Here is a 23863-nt window from a genome sequence, read left to right as displayed (position 1 = left end):
GGCGCCGCTACCTGCGCGCCACCCGCTCCAGCCGCTCGACCAGGGCGGCCGGAGGGGGCTGTGCGGCGTTCTCGCCCTGCAGGGTGAGCGCGCCCGCCAGGAGTCGTTCGTCGCCGAGCAGCCGGTCGATCAGGGCGGCGTCGACCTTCTCGACCTCGTCGACGCTCAGCGCGAACCCGCGTTCGACGGCCACCCGCGCGTTGTGGAACTGGTCGCCGCCGTTCGGCACGATCAGCTGCGGCACGGCGGCCGCCACGGCGCTCATCAGGGTGCCGGCGCCGCCGTGGTGGATGATGCCGGCGCAGTGGCGCAGGAGTTCGGCCAGCGGCGCCCACGGCAGCGGCCGCACGTTGTCCGGCACCGCCCCGACCGCCGCGGTGTCGGCCGCCGGCAGCAGGAACTCCGCGTCGACCTCGGCGAGCACGGGCAGCAGCGCCGCGAACCGGGCGTCGCGCCGGTCCGGGCGGATGGCGGTGCCGAAGCTCAGCAGCACCCGCCGCCGCGACGACGGCGCGGCCAGTTCGCGCGGCAGCACCGCCGAACCGTGCGGCGACACGTAGCGGGTCTGCAGCGCGTGCGGCTCGGGCGCGCGCAGGCTCGGCGGCACGATCTCCACGCTGAGCGCGGCGGGCGGTCCGGCCACGTCGTGCCGCCGGTACAGGTCGGCCAGGTGCCCGGCCAGCAGCCGGCTCATCACCCGGCCGCTCAGCGGCCCGAACTGGTGCTCCACCGCCGGGATGCCGGTCACGGCGGAGATCAGCGGCAGCGCCCCCTGGAACGGGTCGTACAGCAGGATGTCGGCGCGCCACTGGCGCACCAGATCGAGCAGCGGGTCGACGGTGCGGCGGCACAGGGCCGCGTTGGCGATCGCCGGCGTGCGGTAGATCTCCTCCGGCGTGTCGCCGGGGTTGCCGTGGCGCCGGCCGGGGGCGTGCCGTTCGTACATCTCCCACAGGGTCGTGCCGTCGCTCACGTCGACGACGGACAGGCCCAGGCCGAGGTACCGCTGCGGGTCGGCGCCGTACGCCGCCACCAGCACGTCGTGGCCGGCCGCGCGCAACGCCTGCAGGGTGGGCAGCGCCGGCAGCAGGTGACCGGTGGACGGGGGCGCCGAGAAGAGGACACGCACACCCCACCGTAAGGACGATCTCCGTCGAGGCCGCTGCTCACGGGGCGGCTTCGGGTGATTTCCCTAGGCTCAGACCAGTTCGATCGGAATCTCCGTCACCGCGTCGTCGCGGATCCGGTACGCGCGGACCTCGACCGCGTCCGGATCCCGGGTCGACACGATCACGTAGAGACTCTCGGGATCGGCGTGCCTGACGGTGGTCCCGGACGGATACGCCGCGGCGGCGGTCGCCGAGTAGTAGATCGCGACCGCGTACTCGTCGTTGTCCTCCATCTCCCGGTAGACGGCCAGTTGCTGGGTCCCGTCGAACTGCCAGAAGTTCGTGCCGGCCGCGGGGTTCCACATCGGGACGAACCGCTCCGCGCTGGACGAGCCCGCCGGGCCGGCGACCAGCCCGCACGCCACCTTCGGGTGCGTCGCGAGGCAGTGCGCCACGATCCCGTCGAAGACGACCCGGCGCATCCGCAGCCCGCCCGGACCCGGCCGGCGCGGTGCGGAACGCCGCTGCCAGCCGTTGCGGGTCAGCGCGAGCCGGTCGATCGTGCCCGTGCCCCGCTGACCCGGGACCGGCAGCCCCTTGGCGAGCATGGCGGCGTACAGGTGCCGGAAGATCTCGCCGAACGTCAGCAGCTCCGGACCCTCGGGCACGCCGCCGATGAGCAACTGCAGGAGTTCACCGGTGAACGCCGTGTACCGGGAACCGGCGGGCGCGAGTGCCGGGGCGTTGCGCTCGGTGGCGGTGAGGGTGTAGCTGCCCTCGATGCCGACCTGGCCGAGCACCGCGGCCGTGGTGCCGCCGGCCATGTCCCGCACGGCCAGCCCGGAGAAGCAGGTGTCCAGCACGACGATCCGGTTGCTCGCCGGGCTGGCGCCGACCAGTTGGCGGATCACGTCGTAGGCGATGGCGCTCACCGGCAGCTCGTCCGGATCCGTGTCGGTGAGGCTCAGGTACAGCTCGTTGCGGTCGCCGGTGAACCCGTGGCCGGCGTAGTAGAAGAGCAGGGTGTCCTCGGCGGCGTCGGCGTGCCGGCGCAGCTGCCGGAAGACCGTGCGCGCGTCGCGGGGGTTACGGACGACGACGCACCGTTCCGGCGGAAGTGCCGTGCGGCCGGGATCGGTGAGGACGGTGCGCAGCGCGGTGAGATTGTTCTGCACGGCGGGCAGATCCAGGACGGTGTCGGCCTCGTAGGACCACACACCGACGAGCACCGCGTAGGAACGGGTCGGATCCGGGAGGCGGATCATCCCCGCACTCTAGCCAGCGTCGGCTCGCCGGCGGGCGGCCCGCTCGCTCACAGCACCGTACTGAACGCGCGATAACCGGTGGAGCAGGACATCCGATCGGCTCCATGCTTGCTGTGATGACCTGTGAAAGCGGGGACTGCCCCCACAGCTGGCACTACGCGCCCCATCGCAGCCTGCGCGGCGCACTGCAGAGAGGCCGCGGCCTCGCGGTCGCCCGGCTGCGTGACCGGCCCGAAGACGCTCGGCTCGTCTATGAGTGCACCGGCCGCGACGCCCGGTGGGACTGGCAGGTCGACGCTCGCTGCACCTATCTGGCCCGGCTGCTGCGTGACCTACGCCTCGATCCCGCTCCGCTGGTCGCGCAGCTGCGCGCCTGCGGCCCCTACCTCGGGCTGCAGCCGGATCCCACCGACGACGACAACCAGTTCGACCTTGCCGTCGGCATCTTGGCAACGCTGGCCCGTGCCGGCGAGGAGCAACCCCGCGCGGCGCTGCGCGGCTACGTGCGTGAAGGCGTGCGTTGGCTCGATGCCCTGACCGCGCTTGCCGACCAGTGGCCCGTCGAGTGGTGGGACGACCTGTGGGAGACCGCGGCCGGGCGCATCGACGCCGCGGATCCGGCCGAGTTGTGGCCCGACGAACAGCCGTGGCGATCCTGGCGCGGCCGCGACCGCCGCCTCGACGCGGCCCTCGCCTCCGCCGTCCGCTGCCGCCCGGCGGCCCGCGCTCACCGCACCGACCTGGCCACCGCCTCCGACGCGCAACTGCTGGCGCTCCTGCACACGAGCACCGACACCGGCACCCTCAATCTGGTTCTCGGGCGGATCCGGCACCAGGGACGCCCGATACCGGAGATACTCGACCTCGTCGACCGGCTGGCACCCGCACGCCCGGCCGGCCTGTTCGGTGCGCTGCGCGCACTCGGCCCCCAGGTCACCCCGCCGGCCCGAGCCTGGGCCGCCGATCCCGACCACCCACTGTTCCGCGACGCCCCGCACCTGCTCGCCGCACACGGCGACGAGCAGGACATCCCGGTGCTGCTCGCCGCTCTTGATCTGTGCGCCGACGACTGGTGCGGCTACGACGTGCTGACCGAAGGCCTCGCCCGGATCCTTGCCGGCTCGCCGTCGGCCACCCACACCGACGCCCGGACCAAGCTGGTGCGCCGACTGAAGTGGCTGACGGTTGCCTCGCCACATTCCTACGAACGGGCCAGCTACCTGCGCAGCCTGCTGCTGCTCGACCCGAACCGCACGATGGCTCTGCTGCCGATCCACCTGCTCGACTGCGAGCCCCAGGTGCGACTGCTGGCCGCTGCGCACACCCCGCTCACCGACGACGCCCACCGCTGGCTGACCGAGCTACGCGACGACCCCATCGAAGAAGAGGAGATCCGAAGCGTGGCGGCCGCACGCCTCAGCCCGAGCTGACGTGGCGAGAAACGGAGAGCCATCGTCCCCTACGACGCCGCCGGTCAACCGCCGGTCCGGGAAGTCCCCTTCTGCCGGAGGTGGCGTGCACAGCGCGGGGCGATGAAAGGGTCGAACCCGGGGTATCGAAGGTTGTGATTTGATCGAATCGCTCTGTACCCACCGTTCGACAGTGAGGGGCCCTGATGCGATCCGTGCGTAGCAACCGTGGCACCGGTGTCGCGTTCGCCGTTCTGGCAGCGCTGCTCATCCAGATCAGCCCGGGCACCCCGGCCATGGCCCGGCCGGGCGGCGGACCGGTCGCCGATGTCCCACAGGTCGCCGATGTCCCACAACAGGTGACGGTGCCCGGCGGCCAAGCCCTCGGCGCAGGCGCGCATCGCGTGCCGAATCCGCTGCTCAAGGAGCGATATGCGACCAGTCGCCGCGGCGGACCGGCCACGGAGGCCGATCCGCCGGCGGCCCTGTGCGCGGCCTTCCTCGGTCAACCGAATCCGTACCGGAACCCGGCGCCGAACGTCAACCAAATCAACAATGACGGCGTGACCAGGACCGGCACCGCCACCGGGTGTCCGACGGCGCAGAACGAGACCACGATCGTGGTCAACCCGCACAACCCGCGTCACCTCGTGGCCGCTGCGAACGACTACCGCGACTTCAACCCGCGCACCGGCCGCAACGACAGTTCGGGCTGGGGCTACACGTCCTTCGACGGCGGTCGGACCTGGAAAAACTTTCGGCTGCCCGGGCTGACCCTGCAGAGCGGCGGCGTGGGAGCCCTCGGCTATATGGACGGTGCGGGCGATCCCGCGCTGGCCTTCGGCCCCGGAAACACCGTGTACTACGCGAACCTGGTGTACAGCCGCGTCGTCCCGGCCGACGGTTCGCAGTCGGCGAGCGGCATCACCGTGTCGGTCTCCCGCGACGGCGGGCTGACGTGGGGCCAGCCGGTGATCCTGCAGGTCGACGGGGTTCGGCCCGACGGCGCGCCGGCCCGGGCGTCCGTCTTCAACGACAAGGAATGGATCACCGCCGACCCGTACAGCGGAACGGTGTACGTGACGTGGACCAGGTTCACGTACGGCGACAGCGGCTACCTGGAGTCGCCGATCGTGGTGTCCAAGTCGACCGACTTCGGCCGCCGCTTCTCGGCGCCGCAACGCATCTCACCGAGCCTTTCCGGATTCACCGGTGGTATCACCTCCTACGCCCAGGGCTCGAACCCGCAGGTCGGACGGGACGGCAGTGTGTACGTGGCGTACGAGGCGTCGGTCTGCGCGACCGTCGACTGCACCGACGTCGAGGACCACAATGCGATCGTGCTCGCTACCTCACGCGACGGCGGGAGGACGTTCACCAACCGCGAGGTCGCCCTCAACCACGACATACCGGCGACATTGACCGGCCAGAACTTCCGCCTCAACAGCTTCCCGCTGACGGCCTACGACCGCCTCACCGACCAGCTGTGGATCACCTGGGCCGACGACCGCAACGGTCAGTACAGCCCGGAGGGTGCGTCGATCCGGACCAACGTGGACGTGTTCGTCATACAGGCGCAGGGCGGACGGTCGTTCTCGCCGACATGGCGGGTCGGCTCCGGCGCCGACGAGTTCTTCCCGGCGATCGCCGTTGTCTCGACGAGGGTCGCCGTGTCGTACTACACCCGCGCCTTCGACCCGGACGGGTTCAAGGTCGACTACGCGTACTCGGTCGGCTGGGGGCGACACGTAGACGGGGCCCCGCTGCGGCGGATCACCACCGAATCGCAGGACCCGCGGATCCAATTCACCTCGACCCGCCCGGACGGCAGCCTGATCCAGGGTGTATTCATCGGCGACTACACGGGCATCGCCATGGGTACCGACTTCAAGATCCATCCATGCTGGGTCGACTTCCGCGGCCGGCCCGGCGTCAACACCCCCAACCAGGACGCGTACACCCAGGCCATCTTCGCCCTTTTCTGACCGATCAGACATGCGCCGCAAAAGGCGTGCCAGCGAACAACGCGAGCTCATCGAGCTGCACGCTGCTCGCGGAAAGCGCAGCCGATCAGGATGGACGAGACTGGTCGGGTGATGAGTGGGGTCGACGGCTGGCCGGTGGGCGGGAGTGTCGATGACTTGGCGGCATACGCCGTGGCGGAAGGCGCCGAGGGTTACGACGTCCACGAGGTGCGGATCTGCCCGTCCGTCGATAGCCATCGCTTGTCACTGATTTTCAGCTATCGCCAGGAGCTTTCGGGGGGTAAACGGGGGCCGACATTCGCTTGCGCCAACCAAGTCGGGCACTCACCCTGGAGGCGTCTGGCATCGAATCCGGCATTAGCGCGCCCATGCCGGGCCGCGAGGCGACCGTTGACGGGTGAGTTCCGGGACCGAAGGCAGCATCCGATCAGAAATGCGGATGTTGGTCTACGGCACCGCAGGTCAAGAAGTGTGCTCCCCGCGCATGCGGGGGTGGTTCGTGAGTACGTGTCGGCCGCGGCAAGCGCCGTGACCATGAACATGCCACTCGTGCCGGTCGTCCGTGAGCCGTCGCAGAAGAAGCTCGACCTTTTCGTTGCCTACTGTCGTTTCATCCGCTCGAGTGTCGGTGTCCCGCCGCTGACGACCGGCCCGGATTGACGCACCTACCACGGGTCGACGCCGGCAAGGCGTCACGCGGTTCGCCGTGGACGTACAGGTCCGCGGTCGTCACCGCGTTCGGGTGCCCCGCGCAGGCGGGGGTTTCTTCCACCACCGCCGCCGGGCGGTGTGGGTCTGCTACTGGGTAGAGCCGCGCAGATCGTCAAGCTCGCGGTCGAGTTCGACGATCTGCGCCACCAGTTCTGGGCGGCCACGCCCGGCGTCGCGGCGCGCCGGCGGAGGCCCCTATCTGCAGTCGACGGTCAACTTGACCAGTTCCCAGCCGCCTTGGGGAACGTCGTCGTCCGGGTCGGTCCGCAGGTTCATCGGGTCGGCCATGCCGAGGTAGAGCGTCGATCCGTCGGCGACCATGTTGCGGACGCCGTAGTTGAGGTAGTTGCCGAGGCCGGTCTTGTCGACCGCCCGTGCGGGCCGCGTGGTCGAGTCGAACACGTACAGGTCGCCGCCGAACTTCGCCGGGTCGATATTGATGCCGGTCAACGGGGTCTGCAACTCCTTGGCCAAATAGCTCCAGTCCATCGTGCCGACGAACAGTTTCCCGGCGCTGACCACCATCTTCCAGGTGTAGTTGAGGAAGGGTTCCCCGAAACCGGCGGAACCGTACTTCGGGGTGTAACCGGTCGCCACCGGGTTCCAGGCCCCGGCGCCGCCCGCCGCCGCCGGGTCGTACGCGGGCAGTTGTGCCGCGCCGTACAACAGTTCCGTCCTTTCTCGGGAACTGCCGAAGTCCTTGCCGCGGAAGATGACAGTCGCCCGCTGGGTGTTCTCGATCGTGGCGCGGGTGCCCGCCTCGTCCTTCGGTGGATACAGTTCCAGGTGCGCGGTGGTGGCCTTCAGCGGCACGTGCATCGTTCCCCAGTAGAGGTAACCGCCGTAGGACGCGAGCCCGCCCAGCGCATAGGTGTGGGACGTGACGAGGTCGGGCTCGTACTCGGTCACCGACCACACCTGCTGCCACCCGTCGGCGTCGGCGGGGTCGAGCCCCGGAGCACCGGTCGACAACCTCGGGCTCATCCACACGGCCGCGAGCGGGCTCGGCGCCTCACCCGAGGTCTCCTCGTCGGCGGCACCCGCCGCGGCGGAGGCCGGCCATGTGGTCACGAACACCCGCCCGTCGTGGAAGGCAAGGTCGGCAGCCTGCGCGGTCAGGTTCGCCACCGACACGAATGCGAACGGGTCGGCCTTGCTGCCGACCCAGCGCAGCACGTGCCCACCGAGGCTGCCGTTGGCACCGACACCGACCCCGGCGTACAGGGCGCCGTCGGCGACCAGGAAGTGGCGGATGTTGCCGTACCCGGTGAAGTTCTTCGCGCCGAGATAGGCGCCGGTGTCCGCGTCGAAGGCGAACATGTTCATCGTGGCGCTGATCGACGGGCCGGCGAAGAACACCACGCCCCGGTGGGTGCCGGCCGAGCGGATGCCGGCCGTGGCCTGCAACATCTGGAGACCGGCGGGGGTCGCGGTCACCGCCGAGGTCTTCTCGGTCAGACTCCTGTTCCGCACGTCGTACATGTACAGGCGCGGCATGCGGTGGTCGCCGAGGTAGTGCGGCAGGTTGGGGTTGCGCTGGGCGATCTGGCTACGGCCGTACTCGCAGACCCAGTCGTCGTTGAGCGTCGGCTCCTTGAAGTCGAGCGTGCGCCCGCTGGTCAGGCAGTGCAGGTTGGCGCCGGTGCCGAACCACAGGCGGTTGCCCGCCAGCGCGGTTCCCCACACGTACGCCTGGTTGACCTTGGCCTGGCCGGCGGTGCACGGCGGCCCGGCCGGATAGGGCTGGCCGACCCCGTTGAAGCACTCGTCCGGCTGGGCTTTGGCGAGCAGTTCGTGCCGGAACTCCGGCGGCCGGCCCGCGGCGTGCGCCGGTGTGGCGACGAACGGCGCGAGCAGTAGGGCGGCCGCGGCCGCCGCTAGCAATCTCATCGAGGACGCTCCATCTCGGATCTGGCGCCTGTCCGGCGGGCTACGTATCTGGGGGCTGCGTATCTGGCGGGTCAGGCACGTACCGGGACGCCGACCCGACCGGCCATCCTGCCCGCCCACTCGTCGGCGTCTTCGAGTTCCAGGAACCGCCCCAACCGGGTCAGTTCCGCCGTGGAGTCCTCGACGAGGTCCTCATAACGCATTGTCAGCAGGTGCTCGGGGCGGGAGTCGTGCAGCGCCTGGTCGGCCTGGGCGGTCATGAACGCGCACAGGCCGAGATAGCGCCGAACGTCGGAGCCGCGTTCACGTAGCGCGTCAGCGGTCAGCCGCTCGGGAAGGAACCGCTCCATCTGCTCCGGAACCGGGTCGCCGGGCGCGATCCGGAACGGATCCACGCCGTGCAGGCCGATCGACTCCACGCGCAGCTGGATGAGTTGGAACGACGGGTGCCGGCTCATCGACTGTGCGGTGTCCTCCCAGTTCCGGGTCAGGTACACGATCTTCGCGGTGGGGTAGTTGCGCAGCAGGTACGGCGCCACATAGCTCGTTCCGCCGGAGCGTTCCACCCAGCGGCGCTTGCCGGTCAACGTGGCGAGCAGATCGAGGAACATCTGGTGGTGGCGTGACTGGCGCTGGCGCGGGAACGTCGGCACCCGTGCGGCGAGCGCCTCGAAGAGCGCGTCCGGGTCGGGCGTGATCTTCGACAGGGTGATCGCGAGGATCCACGGCAGCGTGGTGAGGTCGGCGCCCCACCGGCCGTCGAGCGGGTAGCGCACCTCCTTGGGCGCCATCCCGATGCGAAACAGCGCGGACAGGTCGGGCCGGGGACTGCTGAGCAGGCCCCAGTACTCGTCGCCGGAGACGATCCGGTCGTCCTTCGTCAGCACCGAGGCCGACATGAAGAACTCCTGTACCGACAGCGTTTCGGCGTGCTCGTGGATGAGGTCGGACAACAGGGTCGATCCGCATCGGCCGGTGCTGATGATGAGTGCGCGTCCGGGTATCTGCGGGTTCACGAGACCGCCTCCTTCGGGGTGTGGTGCAGCAGCCAGGGCACGACCAGTTCGCGTACGGCCGCCGGTCGGGTGATGAGCAGTGAGTGCCCCACGTCGGGTACGACCGCCACCTCGGCGTGCGGTAGCAGCCGCCGCACCTGCGGTGTGAGGTCGCGCATCCGCGAGGTTCCGCCGTAGACGCACAGCACCGGACAGGAGATGGCGGCGATCGCCTGATCACCGGGCAGCGGGCTGGCCGGCAGGTCGCGCGCCACGCTGGTCGCCTCGACGAACGCGCGGGCCGCGGCCGCTCGCCGGCCGGGGTTCGTCACGCTGTGGACGGTGTTCAGCCGCAGCGCGATCCGTTGGAACCAGGCGGTGGTAGGGGGTGCGGACTCGACGGCGGTCAGCGAGGCCACCGCATCCGGGTGGCGGATCGCGTAGCTGAACGCGATCGTGCCGCCGAACGAGTTGCCGAGCAGGTGTACCGGCCGCCGGACGTCGAGTTTGCGCAGTAGCGCGTGCAGGTCGTCGACGAAGTCGTGCAATGCGTACCCGGTCGGAGGGCGTTCGCTGCGGCCGTGGCCGCGCAGGTCGTACATGAGTACCCGCAGCCCGGCGGCGCCGACCGGCGCAGCGAGCGTCAGGTACCAACTCGCCAATGAGTCGCCGGCCATCCCGTGGATCATCACCGCGGTGGGTGGTTCGGGGTCGCCGGTTGTCGGCACCAACTGCGCCGTGTGCATGGCGATCCCGTTCGCGTGCACGACGCTCACGCCGCGACCTCGCGCCGCGCGTCCGCGATGAACTCGACGAGTTGCCCGACCTTCAGATCGCGCACCGACTCCAGGTCGAGCCCGGCGAGAAATTGCGCGAGGTTGACCGTGTCGCCGTAGCGGGCCTGCAACCGGCCGGCGAGCGCGACGACGTCGATGCTCTCCATCTCCAGGTCGTGCCCGAACGTGGTGTCCGTCGTGATGTCCTCGCCGACGGCGGCTGCCCCGAGGACCGCCCGCAACATGCCGGTGATCTCCGCGAGGACGCTGGCCTGATCCGCACCCATCTCGTGTTCCCTCCCACTGCTCACGGTGTCTCCTCAGTTCGCGACAGCGGTCCTCGCAAGCTGCGGTCCTTGCTGCTCACGGTGTCTCCCTCGGTTCGCGACAGCGGTCCTCGCAAGCTGCGGTCCTTGCTGCTCACGGCGTCTCCGGTCCCCATGTCCACCCGACGACGTACTGCCGCGGCGGGAGGTTCTCGGGGTTGTTCACGATGCGTTGGTCGACCCGGTAGACCCGGCCGGCGACCTCGACGGTGAGCGCCTCGGGAGTTGCCGCGACGACGGCGAGCCGCCGCGGGTCGCCGTCGAGCCCGGTGCCCTCAGCCTTTCCGGCGGCCTCCTTGGCCACCCAGAATCGGGTGAACCACTCCGTCGCGTCGCCGCCGATCGACGCCAACAGCCGTCTCTCCACAGTGGACAGTGCGAAGTGGACGGTGCTCTCCGGCCGCTCGGTGATCTCCGCGACGTCGATGCCCACGCCGGGTGCGTCCGGCCCGGTGCCCCGCTCGCGCGCTTTGGCGATGGCTACCCCGATCTCCCCGGTGTGTGCCAGGGAGACGCCGAAGTCCCGGTAGTCGCGCAGCGCCGACGTGCGCATCCGGGGCCGTCCGTTCGGATCGTTGGTGACCGTCAGCTCGACCGGGTAGACCTCGGTGTGGCCGTCGTCCCACAGCCCGAAGCGCACCGCGTCCTTGACCGCGATCCGGCCGAGGAGCCACTGCTTGCGACGCGCGGGCGGCTGCCGCTCATAGTCGGCGTAGGCGGCGTCGCCGAGGACGGCCCGCGCGGTCATGCCCTGGGTGACGAGGTCGGTCCAGTAGTCGAACGCCATCGTCCAGCCCTCCGGCTGCCGCAGCGACATCGCGTGCCGCTCGGGAAAGCGTTCGGCCAGTTTGACCGTGTGCTGGCTGTCGAACCGGCGGTCGACAGCACCCTCGATCTGCGCCCACACCTGCCCGCCGGCCTCGAGCTGGGCGTCCGCGACGAGCTGCGTGTCGTCGATCGAGCGGATCCGTACGACGCATTCGACCGGTGTGCCGGCGGGCGGTTGCGGGCCGAAGAACCGGACGTGGCCGAGGCCCACCGGCAGCGCGACCGTGCGGTACGACTGGGTGGCGAAGAGCCAGTTGCCGATCAGTTGGAGCGCGTTGTCAAGCAACGCGCCGGGCGGGGTCGGGGTGGTCAGCAGGCCACGAGCGTGCCGGTCGCCGAGCGCGTGCACGGTCGTGACGGCTTGGAAGAGCGGACCGTGGAAGAGCAGCCGATCCGTGTACATCCGGTCCGCCGGAATCGGGGTCGGTCGTTCGGTGGCGGGGTCGTGCCGCCAGATTTCCGGGCGCTGCGCCGGATAGTCGGCGGCGACGTCGACGGTGGCGCGCGCGAACGGTCCGAACTGGACGGTGTGGCTGCCGGCCACCGTCGGCGTCACGGTGATCTCGATCTGTTGCGGTGGTGCGGCGATGATCCAGCGGTTGAACCGGGCGTCGCGCACGCCGATCACGCGCTGCCCCGGCACCGCCCGCCGGACGGCGTCGATCATGTGCTGCACAACCGCGGTCGCGGGCACCACCGGCCACCGGTCGACGATGTGCGGCCAGTCCCGGGGCATCACGAAGAAGCAGTGGTCGCGCAGGTACGGCATAGTTTCGACGCTGACCTGGAGTGTCGTGCGGTAGGGCCCGGCCGGCGACGGCGCGGGCGCCGCCGGCCGGGTCGGGGGGGCCGTAGCTGCCGGTGCGACGGCCGTCGGTGGTGTGCCTCCTGATTGCCGCGCGGTTTCCAGCACGGTGACGGCGTTGTCCGCGGTCTCGCGCAGCAGCGCCGCCAGCTCCGCCGCCGCGCTGGACTGCACGGCGAGCCGGTTGAGGGTGTGCAGCGTGTCGGCGGCGTCCGGCCTCGTACCGTTACCCGCGACCGGGGCCGGTGCGGCAGGTGCCGCGGGCATGGCGGGCGTCGCCGCCATTGCGCGTGGGGCGGGGCGAAGGAGCGTATCGGCCCCTTCGCCGAGCCGGATCAGGGAGCCGCCGAGGTCGAGCTTGAGGGTCGGACCCGTGCGCTCAGGCCCCTGCCGGGCTTTTTTCGGGAGAACCGCGCCGAGGTCCGGCGTGCCGCCCTCCACCCACAGCGCGGTGGCGACCCGCCGCAACTGGTTGAGACCGCTGCGGTGCGCCACGTTGACCGGTATGGCGAGGTGTTCGCGCCCACGCAGGTTGTCGCCGATGAGCGAGGCCAGCTGGCCGGTCCCGACCTGGAGGAACACCCGCACACCCGCCGCGTACATCGCCTCGACCAGTTCGCGGAAGCGGACCGGCTCCAGCATGTGCCGGACGAACAGCCCGTGCGCCAGATCGGCGTCGGTGGGAAACGGCGCCGCGATCGTCGCCGACCAGACCGGCACCCGCGGTGTGCGCAGGTCCGCACCCCGCAGTGCGTCGCCGACCGCTCGCAGCCCCGAGGCGAAGCGTGGGGTGTGGGCCGCCGAACGAAACGGCAGCTTCTGGCACAGGAGATTCCTGCGGCGCAGTTCCGGGATCAGAGCGTCCACCTGGGACTCCGGCCCGTTGACGACGCACTGGGAAGGCGTGTTGTCGTGCGACAGCACCACGTCGGGGTACCCGTCGAGCAGGGGTGCCACCTTGGCGGCGGCAGCGCCGACGGCGACGAAGGCGCAGCCGGCTCCCTCGACCGAGTCCGCGTCGAACGCGGTGAGGAACCCGTCGATCGACGGCATGCCGACCTGGCCGCAGGTGAGGGACGCGGTCCACTCGCCGATGCTGTAACCGGCGGCGGTGTCCGGTCGTACCCCGATGCGTCCGAGCGCCTCGTCGAGCATCAGGCCCAGCTGGACCACGCCGGCGCCGTGGTGGCCCACGCCGATCGCCGACCAGTCCCGGTCGGCGAGTCCGAAGTGGGCGGCCAGGTCACCGGTCCGGGGCCGGAACTCCGCCTCCAGCCCGGGGAAGACGAACGCCAGCCGGCCACCGGACGTTCCACCGAGCAGTGGATCGGGGCTGAACCAGACGTCCCGGGCGCCACGCCACGGCGCACCCGTCGCGACGGCGCGGCGGGCGACGGCCAGCCGCCGCGCGTCGGGCCCGACCACGCCGAGCCGGCACCGCTCGCCGGTCACGGGAGTGCCGTGGCGACGGGCCCGCGCGGCACCGGCGGCCCGCACCGCCGCGTCGTCGCCGTCGAGCAACCCGGCGAGCGCTGCCCGGTCGGGCGCGCCCAGCCAGAGAACCTCGTCCGGCTCGTCGACCTCGAGCCCACGCACGGGCCCGACGGGAGCGGTTCCGTGGCTGTCCGCGCTCTGTGGTGCCTGCTCGATCACGAGATGGGCGTTGATACCGCCGAAGCCGAACGCGTTGACGCCGGCGCGTCGCGGCCCGTCGGACTCCCAGGGCCGTGCGGTGGCGATCGGCGTGAAGCGGGTGCGCGCCAGTTCCGGGCGCGGGTCGTCACAGTGCAGCGTGGGCAGCAGGACACCCCGGTACACCGCCAGCGCCGCCTTGATGAGCCCCGCGACGCCGGCGGCCGGCATGGCGTGCCCGATCATCGACTTGACCGACCCGATCACCGGCCGCGGGCCGCCCCGGTGCGGGCCGAAGACCTCGGCGACGGTGGCGAGTTCGGCCGTGTCGCCGGCGTGGGTCGCGGTGCCGTGCGCCTCCAGCAGGCCGAGGGCGTCGGGTGCCGCCGGGTCCAGGCCGGCCGCGGCCCAGGCCCGCCGGATGGCCAGCACCTGGCCGGCCGTGGCCGGGTTGAACATGCTGGCCGCGCGCCCGTCGCTGGAGGTGCCGCTGCCGCGGATCACCGCGTACACCCGGTCGCCGTCACGCAGCGCGTCCGCCATGCGTTTGAGCACGACGATGCCGGTGCCTTCGCCGATGAGCAGCCCGTCCGCGCCGCTGTCGAAGGGGCGGATCCGACCCTGCCGGGACAGGGCACCGAGCTGGCTGAACACCGACCAGAAGGTGATGTCGTGACTGTGGTGCACGCCGCCGGCGAGTACCGTGTCCAGCCGCCCGCTGTTCAGTTCGGAGATGGCCTGGTCCACGGCGAGAAGCGACGAGGCACAGGCCGCGTCCACCGTGTATGCCGGGCCGCGTAGGTTGAGCCGGTTGGCTATCCGGGAGGCGGCCAGGTTGGGGACGATGCCGATGGTGCCCTCCGGCTGGTGGCGGCCGAGCCGTTCGGCGAACCGCCGCCGCACGAGGTCGATACGGTCCGGGTCGACGTCCGGCAGCACCTCGCGCAGAACCTCCACGAGCTGGGTGGGTACCCGCACCCGCGTGGCGTAGCGGGCCTGTGCCGGGCTGAGCGTGCCGCCACGGCCGATGATGACGCCGACCCGGTCGCCGGTCGGCAGCCGCTGCGGCCCGCCCGCGTCGTCGATGGCCGCGGCCGCCACCTGCAACGCGATGAGCTGGTCCGGATCGATGTCGCCGACCGACGCCGGCATGATGCCGAACTTGAGGGGGTCGAACGTGGCGAGGTCGTCGACGAAGCCGCCGCGCCGGCAGTACAAACGGTCGGGCAGGTGCGCCTCGTCCGGGTCGTAGAAGGCGGGATCCCACCGGTTCGGCGGCACCTCGCTGATGGCGTCCACACCGTCGACGAGGTTGCGCCAGTACTCCTCGAGTGAGCCCGCCGAGGGCAGCAGCGCGGCCATTCCGACGATGGCGATCCGGTGTCCTGTCACATCGGCCACCGGTGCCTCACCAACCGGAAGCCGTGTAGACGACGGCGGTGGTGGACGGGTCCCCCCACGCCAGCTCGTTCAGCAGGCACAGCGCGCCCTCCTCAGGATCGATCATTTTGATGCCGCGGCGGGCGTACTCCTTGCTCAGTTCCGCCGTGACCATCCCGCCGTGCCCGGGGCCGGGCGCCCACGGTCCCCAGTGGACGGTGAGGCACCGGTTGCCGGTCGCTTCCGCCCAGCGCGCACCCATCGCCTCGAGCGCGTCGTTGGCGGCGGCGTAGTCGACTTGTCCCCGGTTGCCGAACGTGGCGGCGATGCTGCCGAACAGCACCACGAACCGGGGGCCGCCGGGAAGCCCGTGGAGCACAGCCCGCGCACCTTCGACCTTGGTGTCGAAGACGCGGGCGAACGATTCGGGAGTCTTGTCGGCGACGAGCTTGTCCTCGATGACGCCGGCCGCGTAGATCACGCCGTCGATCCGGCCGTGTGCGCCGTGCACCGACGTGAGCAGTTGGCGCACCGCGTTCCCGTCGCGCACGTCCACCGCGTGGTAGCGCACCTCGCTGCCGAGGTCGCGCAGTTCCCGAACGGTGGCCTCCACCTCGCGCCCGGCGAGCAGGGCGCGCGCGGCCCGCTCGATGTCGGCGGGCGAACGCATCCCTCGCCCGGCGAGCTCAGCCCGCAGTGCGGTGCCGTCGAGTCCCGCGAGCGAGGGGTCCGGCGGCCCGCTCGGCAGCGGCGTGCGACCGACCAGTTCGATACGGCAGCCGCTTGCGGCGGCGAGTGCGCGGGCGAACCAGGGTGTGATGCCCCGCGCTCCACCGAAGAGAACGACGACCGAGTCGCGGTCCAGCCCCACGGCGCGTGCCTCGGCCGCACCGTCGCCGGCCGGGCCGGCACCACCGGTGGCGAGCGCGCCGAGCGCCTCCGGCACCAGCGCGTACCCGTGGCGGAGGCCGCCGCTGCGGACCACTACCGGTTCGTCCCCGCCGCTGAGCAGCTCGTCGAGGACCTGGCCGGCGATGTCGCCGTCGGCGATCACGAGCCGGGCGGTGCACTGCGGGTACTCCCGGCTGAGCGTGCGGAAGAATCCCCGCAGGCCGTGGCCGGCCTCCGACGTGCTGTCGGCGGCCGCCAGCAGCCACCGGGCTCCGCCGGTCAGCGCGCTCTTGGCGAGCGGGAACGCCTCGGGCAGGACCGCCGCGCCGCCGAGCAGGATCAGGCCGTCCACGCCGGCGACGGCCGCGGTGTCGCCGGCGTCGATCACGCGTACCTCGGCGCCGTGCGCGGTGAGCAGGTCGGCCAGGGACTGCGCCGCCGGGTCGGCGGTGACGGCGAACACCGTTGCGGCGAGCGCCTCCGGCGTCCGGGTCGGGGTGTCGCCGAGCGCTTTCAGTGTCGGCACCAGCCGGGTGGGCGCGATGCCGGCGTACTCCGGCGGCGGGCCGGTCGAGTCCGGCTGTGCCTCTAACGACGTGATGCCGCTGCCGTTGACCGGCTGCGCGCTCGCACCGGCCACCTTCTCGTCGAGCCAGGCCACCATCGCGCGCACGGTGCGCGCCTTGACGAGTTCCTCCAGCTCTGCCTCATCACCCTCGGCGGTGAGCTCCAGTCGCGCGGCTACCTCGCCGGCCACCTCGGCCCGTTTGATGGAATCGACGCTGAGATCGGCCTCCAGGTCCAGGTCCAGGTCGATCAGGTCCTGCGGGTATCCGGTCCGTTCGCTGATCACCGCGAGGACCGCACCCTGGAAGTCCAGGGTGGCCCGGACCATCGCCGTGCCCGCACGCGCCGGCGAGGGATCGAGCGGGGCCACCGCAGCGACCGCCGGCGAGACCGGAACCGGCAGGACCGGCTCGGCGACGACCGTCGCGAGCGAGGCCTGGACCGCCGGCAGCGTCTGCGCCGGCGCGGGTTGCCAGACGAAATGTCCTCCGCCGCCGAAGTACGCGAGCAGGATGTCCCGCTGGGAGGCGATCATCTCCCGGTTGGTGCGCAGGAACTCGCTCAGCAGTTCGTCCCGGCTGTCGCGGCCGGCGGGCGTGGATCCGTCGTTCATCGACCACTCCTTGATGCGTCGAGGGGGCCTCATGCCGCCCGAAAGGCACTCACCGTTGCTGTCGCGCACGAGCTGGCCGTCAACCGTCCACAGTGGACGACCGGGCGGCTCGGAGACCGTGCTGTCCGCCGTTTCGCGGCCGTGGACCAGCCACCCGGGTCGCACCGGCAGGCCAGCGCAGGCCAGTTCGGCGATCGCGGTGAGGAATGCGCGCAGGCCCTCGCCGGGGCGCCCGTCACAGGCCACCGCGAGGTGCGGCCGGTCGCCGAGGACAGAGCGGACCAGCTTGGTGAGCACCTGGCCCGGGCCGGCCTCGACGAAGACGCGCGCGCCGTCGGCGTACATGGCCTCGATCTGGTCCACGAAGCGCACCGGTGCGCCGATCTGGGCGGCCAGCTCGGACCGGACGGCGGCCGCGTCGGGTTCGTACGGTGCGGCGGTCCGGTTCGCCCACACCGGGATGCGGGGCGCGGAAACCGGCTGCGCGGCCAGCACCGCGGCGAAGCGTCCGCCGCCGCCGGCGACGACCGGGCTGTGGAACGCGCACGCCACCGGCAGGAGCCGGGCGGACAACCCGGCCGCCTTCAGGGCGGCGATCGCCGCACGGACCGGCCGGGTCGGCCCGGAGATCACCACCTGGGTCGGCCCGTTGTGGTTGGCCAGGACCACCTCGTCGTCCAGCCCGCTGCCGGCCAGCACCTCGCTCACCTGGTCGGGGGTCGCGCTGACCGCGGCCATCGTGCCCGGATCGTCACCGGTGGCGGCGAGGATCGAGGCGGCCCGCTCGCGGCTGAGCGCGAGAAGCGTCGCGGGGTCGAGGGCGCCGGCGACGCACAACGCCACCAGTTCGCCGTAGCTGTGGCCACCGGCCAGGTCCGGCCGGATCCCGAGTCGGCCCAGCAGATGGTGCACCGCCAGGCCGCCGATGCCGAGTGCCGGTTGGGCGATGCGGGTGTCGCGTACCCGGTCCTCCTGCGCGCGGGCCAGTTCCGGGTCGAACGCGGTGGGCGGCAACAGCGCGTCGGCCCACTCACGCCCGAGCTGGAGATAGCGCCGCACCTCAGGGAACGTGACGAACAGGTCGGACAGCGCACCGGGACGCTGGCTGCCCTGCCCGGGGAAAAGGAACGCGACCTTGCCCGCCGGCTTCGTGGCCGGCTGGATGAGCCCGTCCGTGGGCGCGTGTTCGCCGGCCAGCGCCCGGTGCAGCAGCCGCAGCAGTTCGTCGACGTCCCTGGCGACGACCGCCACCTGTACCGGCCCGCTGCGGCGGTCCGACCCGCGGGCGAGCGTGGCGGCGAGGTCGCGCAGCGGCCGGGTCCGTCCCTCGGCGCGCTGGATGAACGTGCGGACGGCGTTGTGCGCCGCGGACCGGTCGGCACCACGGAAGCAGAACAGTTCCGCCGGCCACGCGTCGCGCGCGTGGCGCTGTGGCGGCGTCCCCGGGTGGGCGGCCAGGACAACGTGGTAGTTGGTGCCGCCGAAGCCGAACGCGCTGACCCCGGCGTAGCGCCGCTCGGGCGGAGTCAGCCAGGGCCGCGCCTCGGTGTTGAACGCGAACGGGCTGTGCCGCGGATCCCAGGCGGGATTGGGGCGGCTGAGGTTGCTGGTCGGCGGCTTGACCCCGGTGTGCAGCGCCATCACCGCCTTGATCACACCGGCGAGTCCGGCGGCGCATTTGGTGTGCCCGATCTGCGACTTGACCGAGCCCAGCGCACAGGTGCCGGGCATGGCGCGGTCGTCCAGGAACAGTCGGGTCAAGGCCTCCAGTTCGGTGCGGTCTCCGACTACCGTGCCGGTGCCGTGCGCCTCGACGAGTTCGACCTGACGCGGGGAGATGCCGCTGCGTGCGTAGGCCCGCTCCAGTGCCCGGCGCTGCCCGGCCGGGCGTGGCGCGGTCAGGCCGAGCGCACGGCCGTCGCTCGACGCGCCGAGGCCCTTGATGACCGCGTAGATCCGGTCACCGTCGCGTTCGGCGTCGGCGAGACGCTTGAGTACCAGGGTCGCGACGCCTTCGCCGAGGGCGATGCCGTCGCCGGTGCTGTCGAAGGTCCGGCAGCGGCCGGTCGGCGACAGCGCGTGCGCCGACGTGAACATCACATAGTCGGCGATGCCGTTGTGCAGGTCGGCCCCGCCGCAGATCATCATGTCGCTGCTGCCGGCCGCGAGTTCCTTGCAGGCCGCGTCGAGCGCGGCCAGCGACGAGGCGCAGGCTGCGTCGACGGTCATGTTGGGTCCGCCGAGGTCGAGGCGGTTGGCGACCCGGCCCGCGATGACGTTGGCGAGGATTCCCGGGAACGAGTCCTCGGTGACGCGGGGCAGTTGCTCGTCCAGTTCCTCGGGAACCTCGCCGACATACGCCGGCAGCAATGTGCGCAGCGCCTGCGCGTTGGCCATGTCGCTGCCGGACTCGGCGCCGAAGATCACGCCGGTGCGGCTGTGGTCGACCTCCGGCGCGTCGTAGGGGTAGCCGGCGTCGACCAGCGCCCGGTGCGACATCTCCAGCGCGATGAGCTGGGTCGGGTCGATGCTGGCCAGAGCCGCGGGCGGGATGCCGTAGCGGATCGCGTCGAACGGCACCGGGTCGATGAAGCCGCCCCACTTGGAGACGCTGATCCGGCCGGCCTCGCCGGGGCCCACCTCGGGTGCGTAGAAGCGCTCGGCGTCCCACCGGTCCGGCGGCACCTCGGTGATCGCGTCCCGGCCGGCCAGGATGGTCTCCCAGTACGCGGCCAGATCCGGCGAGTCGGGGAACACGCACGCCATACCGACGATCGCGATGTCCAACGGCGGGGGTGCCGCCTCGACCGGCTCCGCCGGGAGCAGTGTGTCGCGCAGGGCCGCGACCTGTCGCTCGTGGAAGTCCGCCGCAGCGGTGGTGACAGCGGCGTGCAGGTCGCAGATGCCGGTCGGCTCGTCCCGCAGCACCGCGACCTGGCCCGCCATGAACAGGCCCTCGCTGTGCTGCACCGACTCGTCCACCGCGACGGTGGTGCCGCCGTCGCGACGCAGTCCCTTGCTGGCGATGCGCAGCCGGCCGACGTTGAGCATCTCCAGGTGTTCCCAGACCTGCCGGTTCTCCACACCGGCCGTCTCCAGGTCGCGGCGCAACCGGTGAAAGTCGTCGACGAACGGGCTGTGCACACAGCGGGTCGCGTGGCCCGGGGCGGTTTCCAGCAACGCCGTGCGGGTCGCCTGAAGCGCCGTCCGCTGGAACAGCGGCTGCACCGCGCCGCACTCCACCGCCTCGCGGGTGAACAGGTACGCGGTGCCCATCAGGACACCGACCTGGACACCACGGCGAACCAGCGGTGCCGCCATCGCGGCGACCATCGCGGCGGATCTGGCGTCGTGGATGCCGCCCGCGAAGAAGACCTGCACCGCCTCGGCCGTTCCGGCCACCTGACTGTCGAGGAACTCCTCCAGCACCATCGACTGCGCCTCCCACAACGGGAAACTGGTGCGCGGCCCGACATGCCCGCCACACTCGGCGCCCTCGAAGACGAAGCGACGCGACCCGGCTCGCAGGAACTGCCGGAGCAGACCCGCCGAGGGGACGTGCAGGAAGGTGGCGATGCCGTCGGCCTCCAACGACTGTGCCTGCGCCGGCCGGCCACCGGCGATGATGACGCACCGCGGCCGGACCTCCCGGATGAGCTCGATCTGTGCCGAACGCAGGTCCTCGGGTGCGAAGCCGAGCACGCCGACCCCCCACGGCGCCTCACCCAGGGCGGCAGAGGTCTCGGTGAGCATGCGGCGGGACTGCGCGGCGTCGGCGAGGGCGAGGGCGGTGAACGGCAGCGCGCCGTCGGCCGCGACCGCCGCAGCGAACGGTGCCACGTCGCTCACCCGCGTCATCGGGCCCTGCGCCACCGGAATCCGCATGCCCAACGACCGGGCCAGCGGCGCGCCCGGTGCGAGCATCCGCCCGGCGTCTCCGTCGTCCAGCGCGCCGAGCATGGCGGCGCGGACCGCGCGGACCGCGGTGCGGGTGTCGCGCCACCGCCGCGCGAACGTGGTCGCCAACCAGCCGTCCTGTCCCACCGGAACCAGTTCGCCCTCTACCGGCAGGCCGCGTTCCCGATCGAGGAGCACGGTCTCGGAACCGTCCATACGGCGGATGGCGGCGAGCACGTCGTCGGGAAGATCGCACTCGGGCATCAGCGCGAGCTGGCTGTCCAGCACGACACCGGCGGCACCGCCGACGATGCAGGCGACCGCGGTGCGTGGGCCGATGCCGCCGGCCACCCACACCGGCACCGCCAGCGCGGCGTCGGCGATGAGCTGCTGCATCAGGACGAACGCGCTGAGGTCACTGACCCGTCCGCCTGATTCGGCGCCACGTGCGATCAACCCGTGAGCTCCGGCCGCGACCGCGGCGCGTGCGTCGTCGTGGCCGGTCACCTCGACGAGAACGCGGCACCGCCCGGCCGTATCGGATATCCGCCAGGGACTGTCGGGCGACAGTATGACCAGGTTGACCTGTCCGGTGGCGGCGCGTTGCACGTCGGACCATGTGATCGGGCAGCCGGCCGGTACCCGTACTCCGATCGGGCCGGTGGCAAGCTCGGTCAGCGCGGTGAGCGCGTTCTCCCCGCTGGACAGGTCGAGTACGGCTGAGGCGCCACCGGATCGCGCGGCGGCGACGAGACGTGGACTGGGTTCCATCCCGCTACCCGGTGGGATGGCGATCACGAGGTCGGTCGAAACGTGGACGGCAGTCATCGGACCCCCGGACGTAGGCGGCCTGCGGTGAAAACCGACCGATCCACAAATCCATACTTGATAGATGTGAATCGATCTCGCGTTCGCCGATACCGTAGGGGCGCCCTGTTACCGGCCGGTTAAGCGTTCCTCTGCTATTGAAGAACATGGATGCTAAAAACCGACCGGCCGGTCGGCCTCGATATTTTCTATCGGAGAGATATGAAATTTCGCCGGCGCGGCCCGTTGGCGCCGGCGAGGGAGCACGTCTGGCCGTTGTCGTAGTGGGCTGGCCGCTGATGTAGGGGACGGCGCCGGGGCAGATCTCCAGCCAAGACGGGTTCCCAGCGCTGGGCTTCGAAGTCGGAGGTCAGGCCCTCGTCGGGGTTGCGCCACTTGTCGGCGCCGATGACCCAGCTCTCCTTGCTATGAACAGTCACGATTCTGAACTTGTCGCGGATCGCACGGGGGCAGCGACGGGAAACGCGTGAGCAGCGGCAGAAGATGAACTACGCACGCCGTCGTATGCATAGCTGATTCCCCGCTGGCGCTGCCCGGTGACCATCGTCCAGGGCTGGAACTCCCGGACCCAGCCCCGCGAGTTCTTCACCGACGCCGCCGAACGCATCCCCCATGCGGCCCGCGTCCAGGTCCGCTACGTCGACGGCGGGCACTTCTGGCCGTTGGAGAGTCCCGGGCAGACCGGCACGATCCTGCGCGAGGGCCCTCGGTGCCGAGCCGGCACCGTGAGCAGCCGCCATCGCTGCCCGTTGTCGCCTGTGGGCAGCTGACCGAAACAGGCGCAGACCAGCCCCCGCGCTGGCACCGTCAGCGGCACTTTGAACGGCACCGTTCCCCGCTTGGCGTACAGGTCGAAGCCGTGCGACGTGACGGCGACCGCGGTGCGCGCGGAACCGGTTCATCGTCGCCGCCCGGACTGTCGGGTCAGCCGGTCGTCCTCGAACAGGTACCGGTCGGCGAGCCCGGCGGCGACCTGGACCGCGCCGGTGAAGTCGGCCACGGTGAACGGCTCCGACGAGCGGTATGCGCTGCGCGTCCGATCGCTCGATCCGGGACCGCCGCGCCACCACACGACGCGGTACCAGACACAGTCCTGCCCGGTGATAGGGGCCCGCAGCGGTGACGGCCGCGTTCGTCGCCTTGGCCAGCGTCCGGTGGGCCCGGGACGGGTCCGGCCCACGACGATCACGATTCGTGGCGTGCCCACCGCCGCGGTCAACTCGGCGCGCAGCCCAGCACGGCCGTCGTGGAAAGCGCGTGGTCCAACGCAGCGCGGTGCCGTGCGATCAGGAAGAAGATGGTACCGAGCGCGAGAGCGAGCAGGCCGTGATTTCGTTCGCGACAACGAGAGCCGGAGGTTCGCCTCCTTGGGAGCCCACCTCGCCCACCGCCGCCGCGTGAATGTTTGTACGAACGAGCGCCACTTGTTGACCATGGGCCGAAGCAGGGACAGCTCCTTGACCGCCTGCTCCATCACTGTCTGTGCACCTGTACCGCGTCCGCGAACGAGGGTCGATCACTCTTCCGATGACAGCGCAAATTGGGCCCGCATAAAGGCTTTCAGGAGTGCATCTCCATACATGTGATCAGTGCGCGGCCTCGGAGGACTGCCGCCGGACAGCCTGCTGGTGATCGCTCAAGACGCGCCGCGATCTACGAGCAGTCGTAGATGTACCAGATAACGTGTCGGAGTCGCGCAGTGGCTGGTGGGGGGCCATGACGGTCGTAGTCCCCTCTGTGTACCAAATAACGGTCCATTACCTGGTCGGGTTCGCTGCTTCTGGCGGTCTGTCGGAGGTCAGCTCGGCGAGGTACTCGAGGGATTCGTGCAGGTCTTGTTGGTAGACGTCGGGCCACCGGGTGGCCAGCCGCCGCCGAGTGGTGACGGCTTCCTCGATCGCGGCCAGCGCCGGCTCTCGCCGCCCCAGACCCGCCAACCGCACGGAGAGGTTGTCC

The 23863-nt window shown here is 71.2% G+C and carries 12 protein-coding genes; 3 read left to right on the top strand and 9 right to left on the bottom strand.

Features of this window, described 5'->3' with window-relative positions; translation table 11 throughout:
- Positions 1-7: 7 nt before the first annotated feature.
- Positions 8-1129 carry a nucleotide disphospho-sugar-binding domain-containing protein gene (locus Val02_RS23500; protein WP_203901343.1) on the bottom strand — a complete coding sequence of 374 codons (1122 nt, stop codon included), beginning with the start codon at positions 1127-1129 and terminating at the stop codon, positions 8-10.
- A gap of 69 nt (positions 1130-1198) precedes the next feature.
- Complete coding sequence (locus Val02_RS23495; RefSeq protein WP_203901342.1) at positions 1199-2374, bottom strand: caspase, EACC1-associated type; 1176 nt, start codon at positions 2372-2374, stop codon at positions 1199-1201.
- A 116-nt stretch (positions 2375-2490) separates the two neighbouring features.
- Here Val02_RS23495 and Val02_RS23490 point away from each other — a divergent pair, with 116 nt between their 5' ends.
- Positions 2491-3804: a hypothetical protein gene (locus Val02_RS23490; protein ID WP_203901341.1), complete on the top strand. Its 1314-nt coding sequence runs from the start codon at positions 2491-2493 to the stop codon at positions 3802-3804.
- 185 nt (positions 3805-3989) lie between these two features.
- Positions 3990-5768, top strand: coding sequence for a sialidase family protein (locus Val02_RS23485; RefSeq protein ID WP_203901340.1), 1779 nt, complete (start codon positions 3990-3992; stop codon positions 5766-5768).
- A 906-nt stretch (positions 5769-6674) separates the two neighbouring features.
- On the opposite strand, the gene Val02_RS23480 is transcribed toward Val02_RS23485, so the two are convergent.
- The 6 genes from Val02_RS23480 to Val02_RS23455 all read right to left on the bottom strand — a co-directional run bounded on the left by Val02_RS23480 (position 6675) and on the right by Val02_RS23455 (position 21850).
- Positions 6675-8369, bottom strand: a complete 1695-nt coding sequence (locus Val02_RS23480; protein WP_239153284.1) for a hypothetical protein — start codon at positions 8367-8369, stop codon at positions 6675-6677.
- Between the two features lie 71 nt (positions 8370-8440).
- Positions 8441-9385, bottom strand: a complete 945-nt coding sequence (locus tag Val02_RS23475) for a sulfotransferase domain-containing protein (RefSeq protein WP_239153283.1) — start codon at positions 9383-9385, stop codon at positions 8441-8443.
- Positions 9382-10140, bottom strand: a complete 759-nt coding sequence (locus Val02_RS23470) for an alpha/beta fold hydrolase (protein ID WP_203901339.1) — start codon at positions 10138-10140, stop codon at positions 9382-9384. Before Val02_RS23470 ends, Val02_RS23475 begins: the two co-directional genes overlap by 4 nt.
- On the bottom strand, positions 10137-10451 hold the full coding sequence (locus Val02_RS23465; RefSeq protein ID WP_203901338.1) for an acyl carrier protein: 315 nt from the start codon (positions 10449-10451) through the stop codon (positions 10137-10139). Before Val02_RS23465 ends, Val02_RS23470 begins: the two co-directional genes overlap by 4 nt.
- Positions 10452-10560: 109 nt before the next feature.
- Complete coding sequence (locus tag Val02_RS23460; RefSeq protein WP_203901337.1) at positions 10561-15132, bottom strand: type I polyketide synthase; 4572 nt, start codon at positions 15130-15132, stop codon at positions 10561-10563.
- Between the two features lie 7 nt (positions 15133-15139).
- Positions 15140-21850, bottom strand: a complete 6711-nt coding sequence (locus Val02_RS23455) for a type I polyketide synthase (protein WP_239153282.1) — start codon at positions 21848-21850, stop codon at positions 15140-15142.
- A gap of 593 nt (positions 21851-22443) precedes the next feature.
- On the opposite strand from Val02_RS23455, the gene Val02_RS23450 reads away from it, so the two are divergent.
- Complete coding sequence (locus Val02_RS23450; RefSeq protein WP_203901335.1) at positions 22444-22677, top strand: alpha/beta fold hydrolase family protein; 234 nt, start codon at positions 22444-22446, stop codon at positions 22675-22677.
- Between the two features lie 987 nt (positions 22678-23664).
- Here Val02_RS23450 and Val02_RS23445 read toward each other — a convergent pair.
- Positions 23665-23863, bottom strand: a 199-nt coding sequence (locus Val02_RS23445) for a hypothetical protein (protein WP_203901334.1), incomplete at its 5' end; no start/stop codon positions are given.

This window comes from Virgisporangium aliadipatigenens (genome assembly GCF_016863615.1).
Lineage (GTDB): Bacteria > Actinomycetota > Actinomycetes > Mycobacteriales > Micromonosporaceae > Virgisporangium > Virgisporangium aliadipatigenens.
This window is presented reverse-complemented; position numbering and strand designations above follow the sequence as displayed.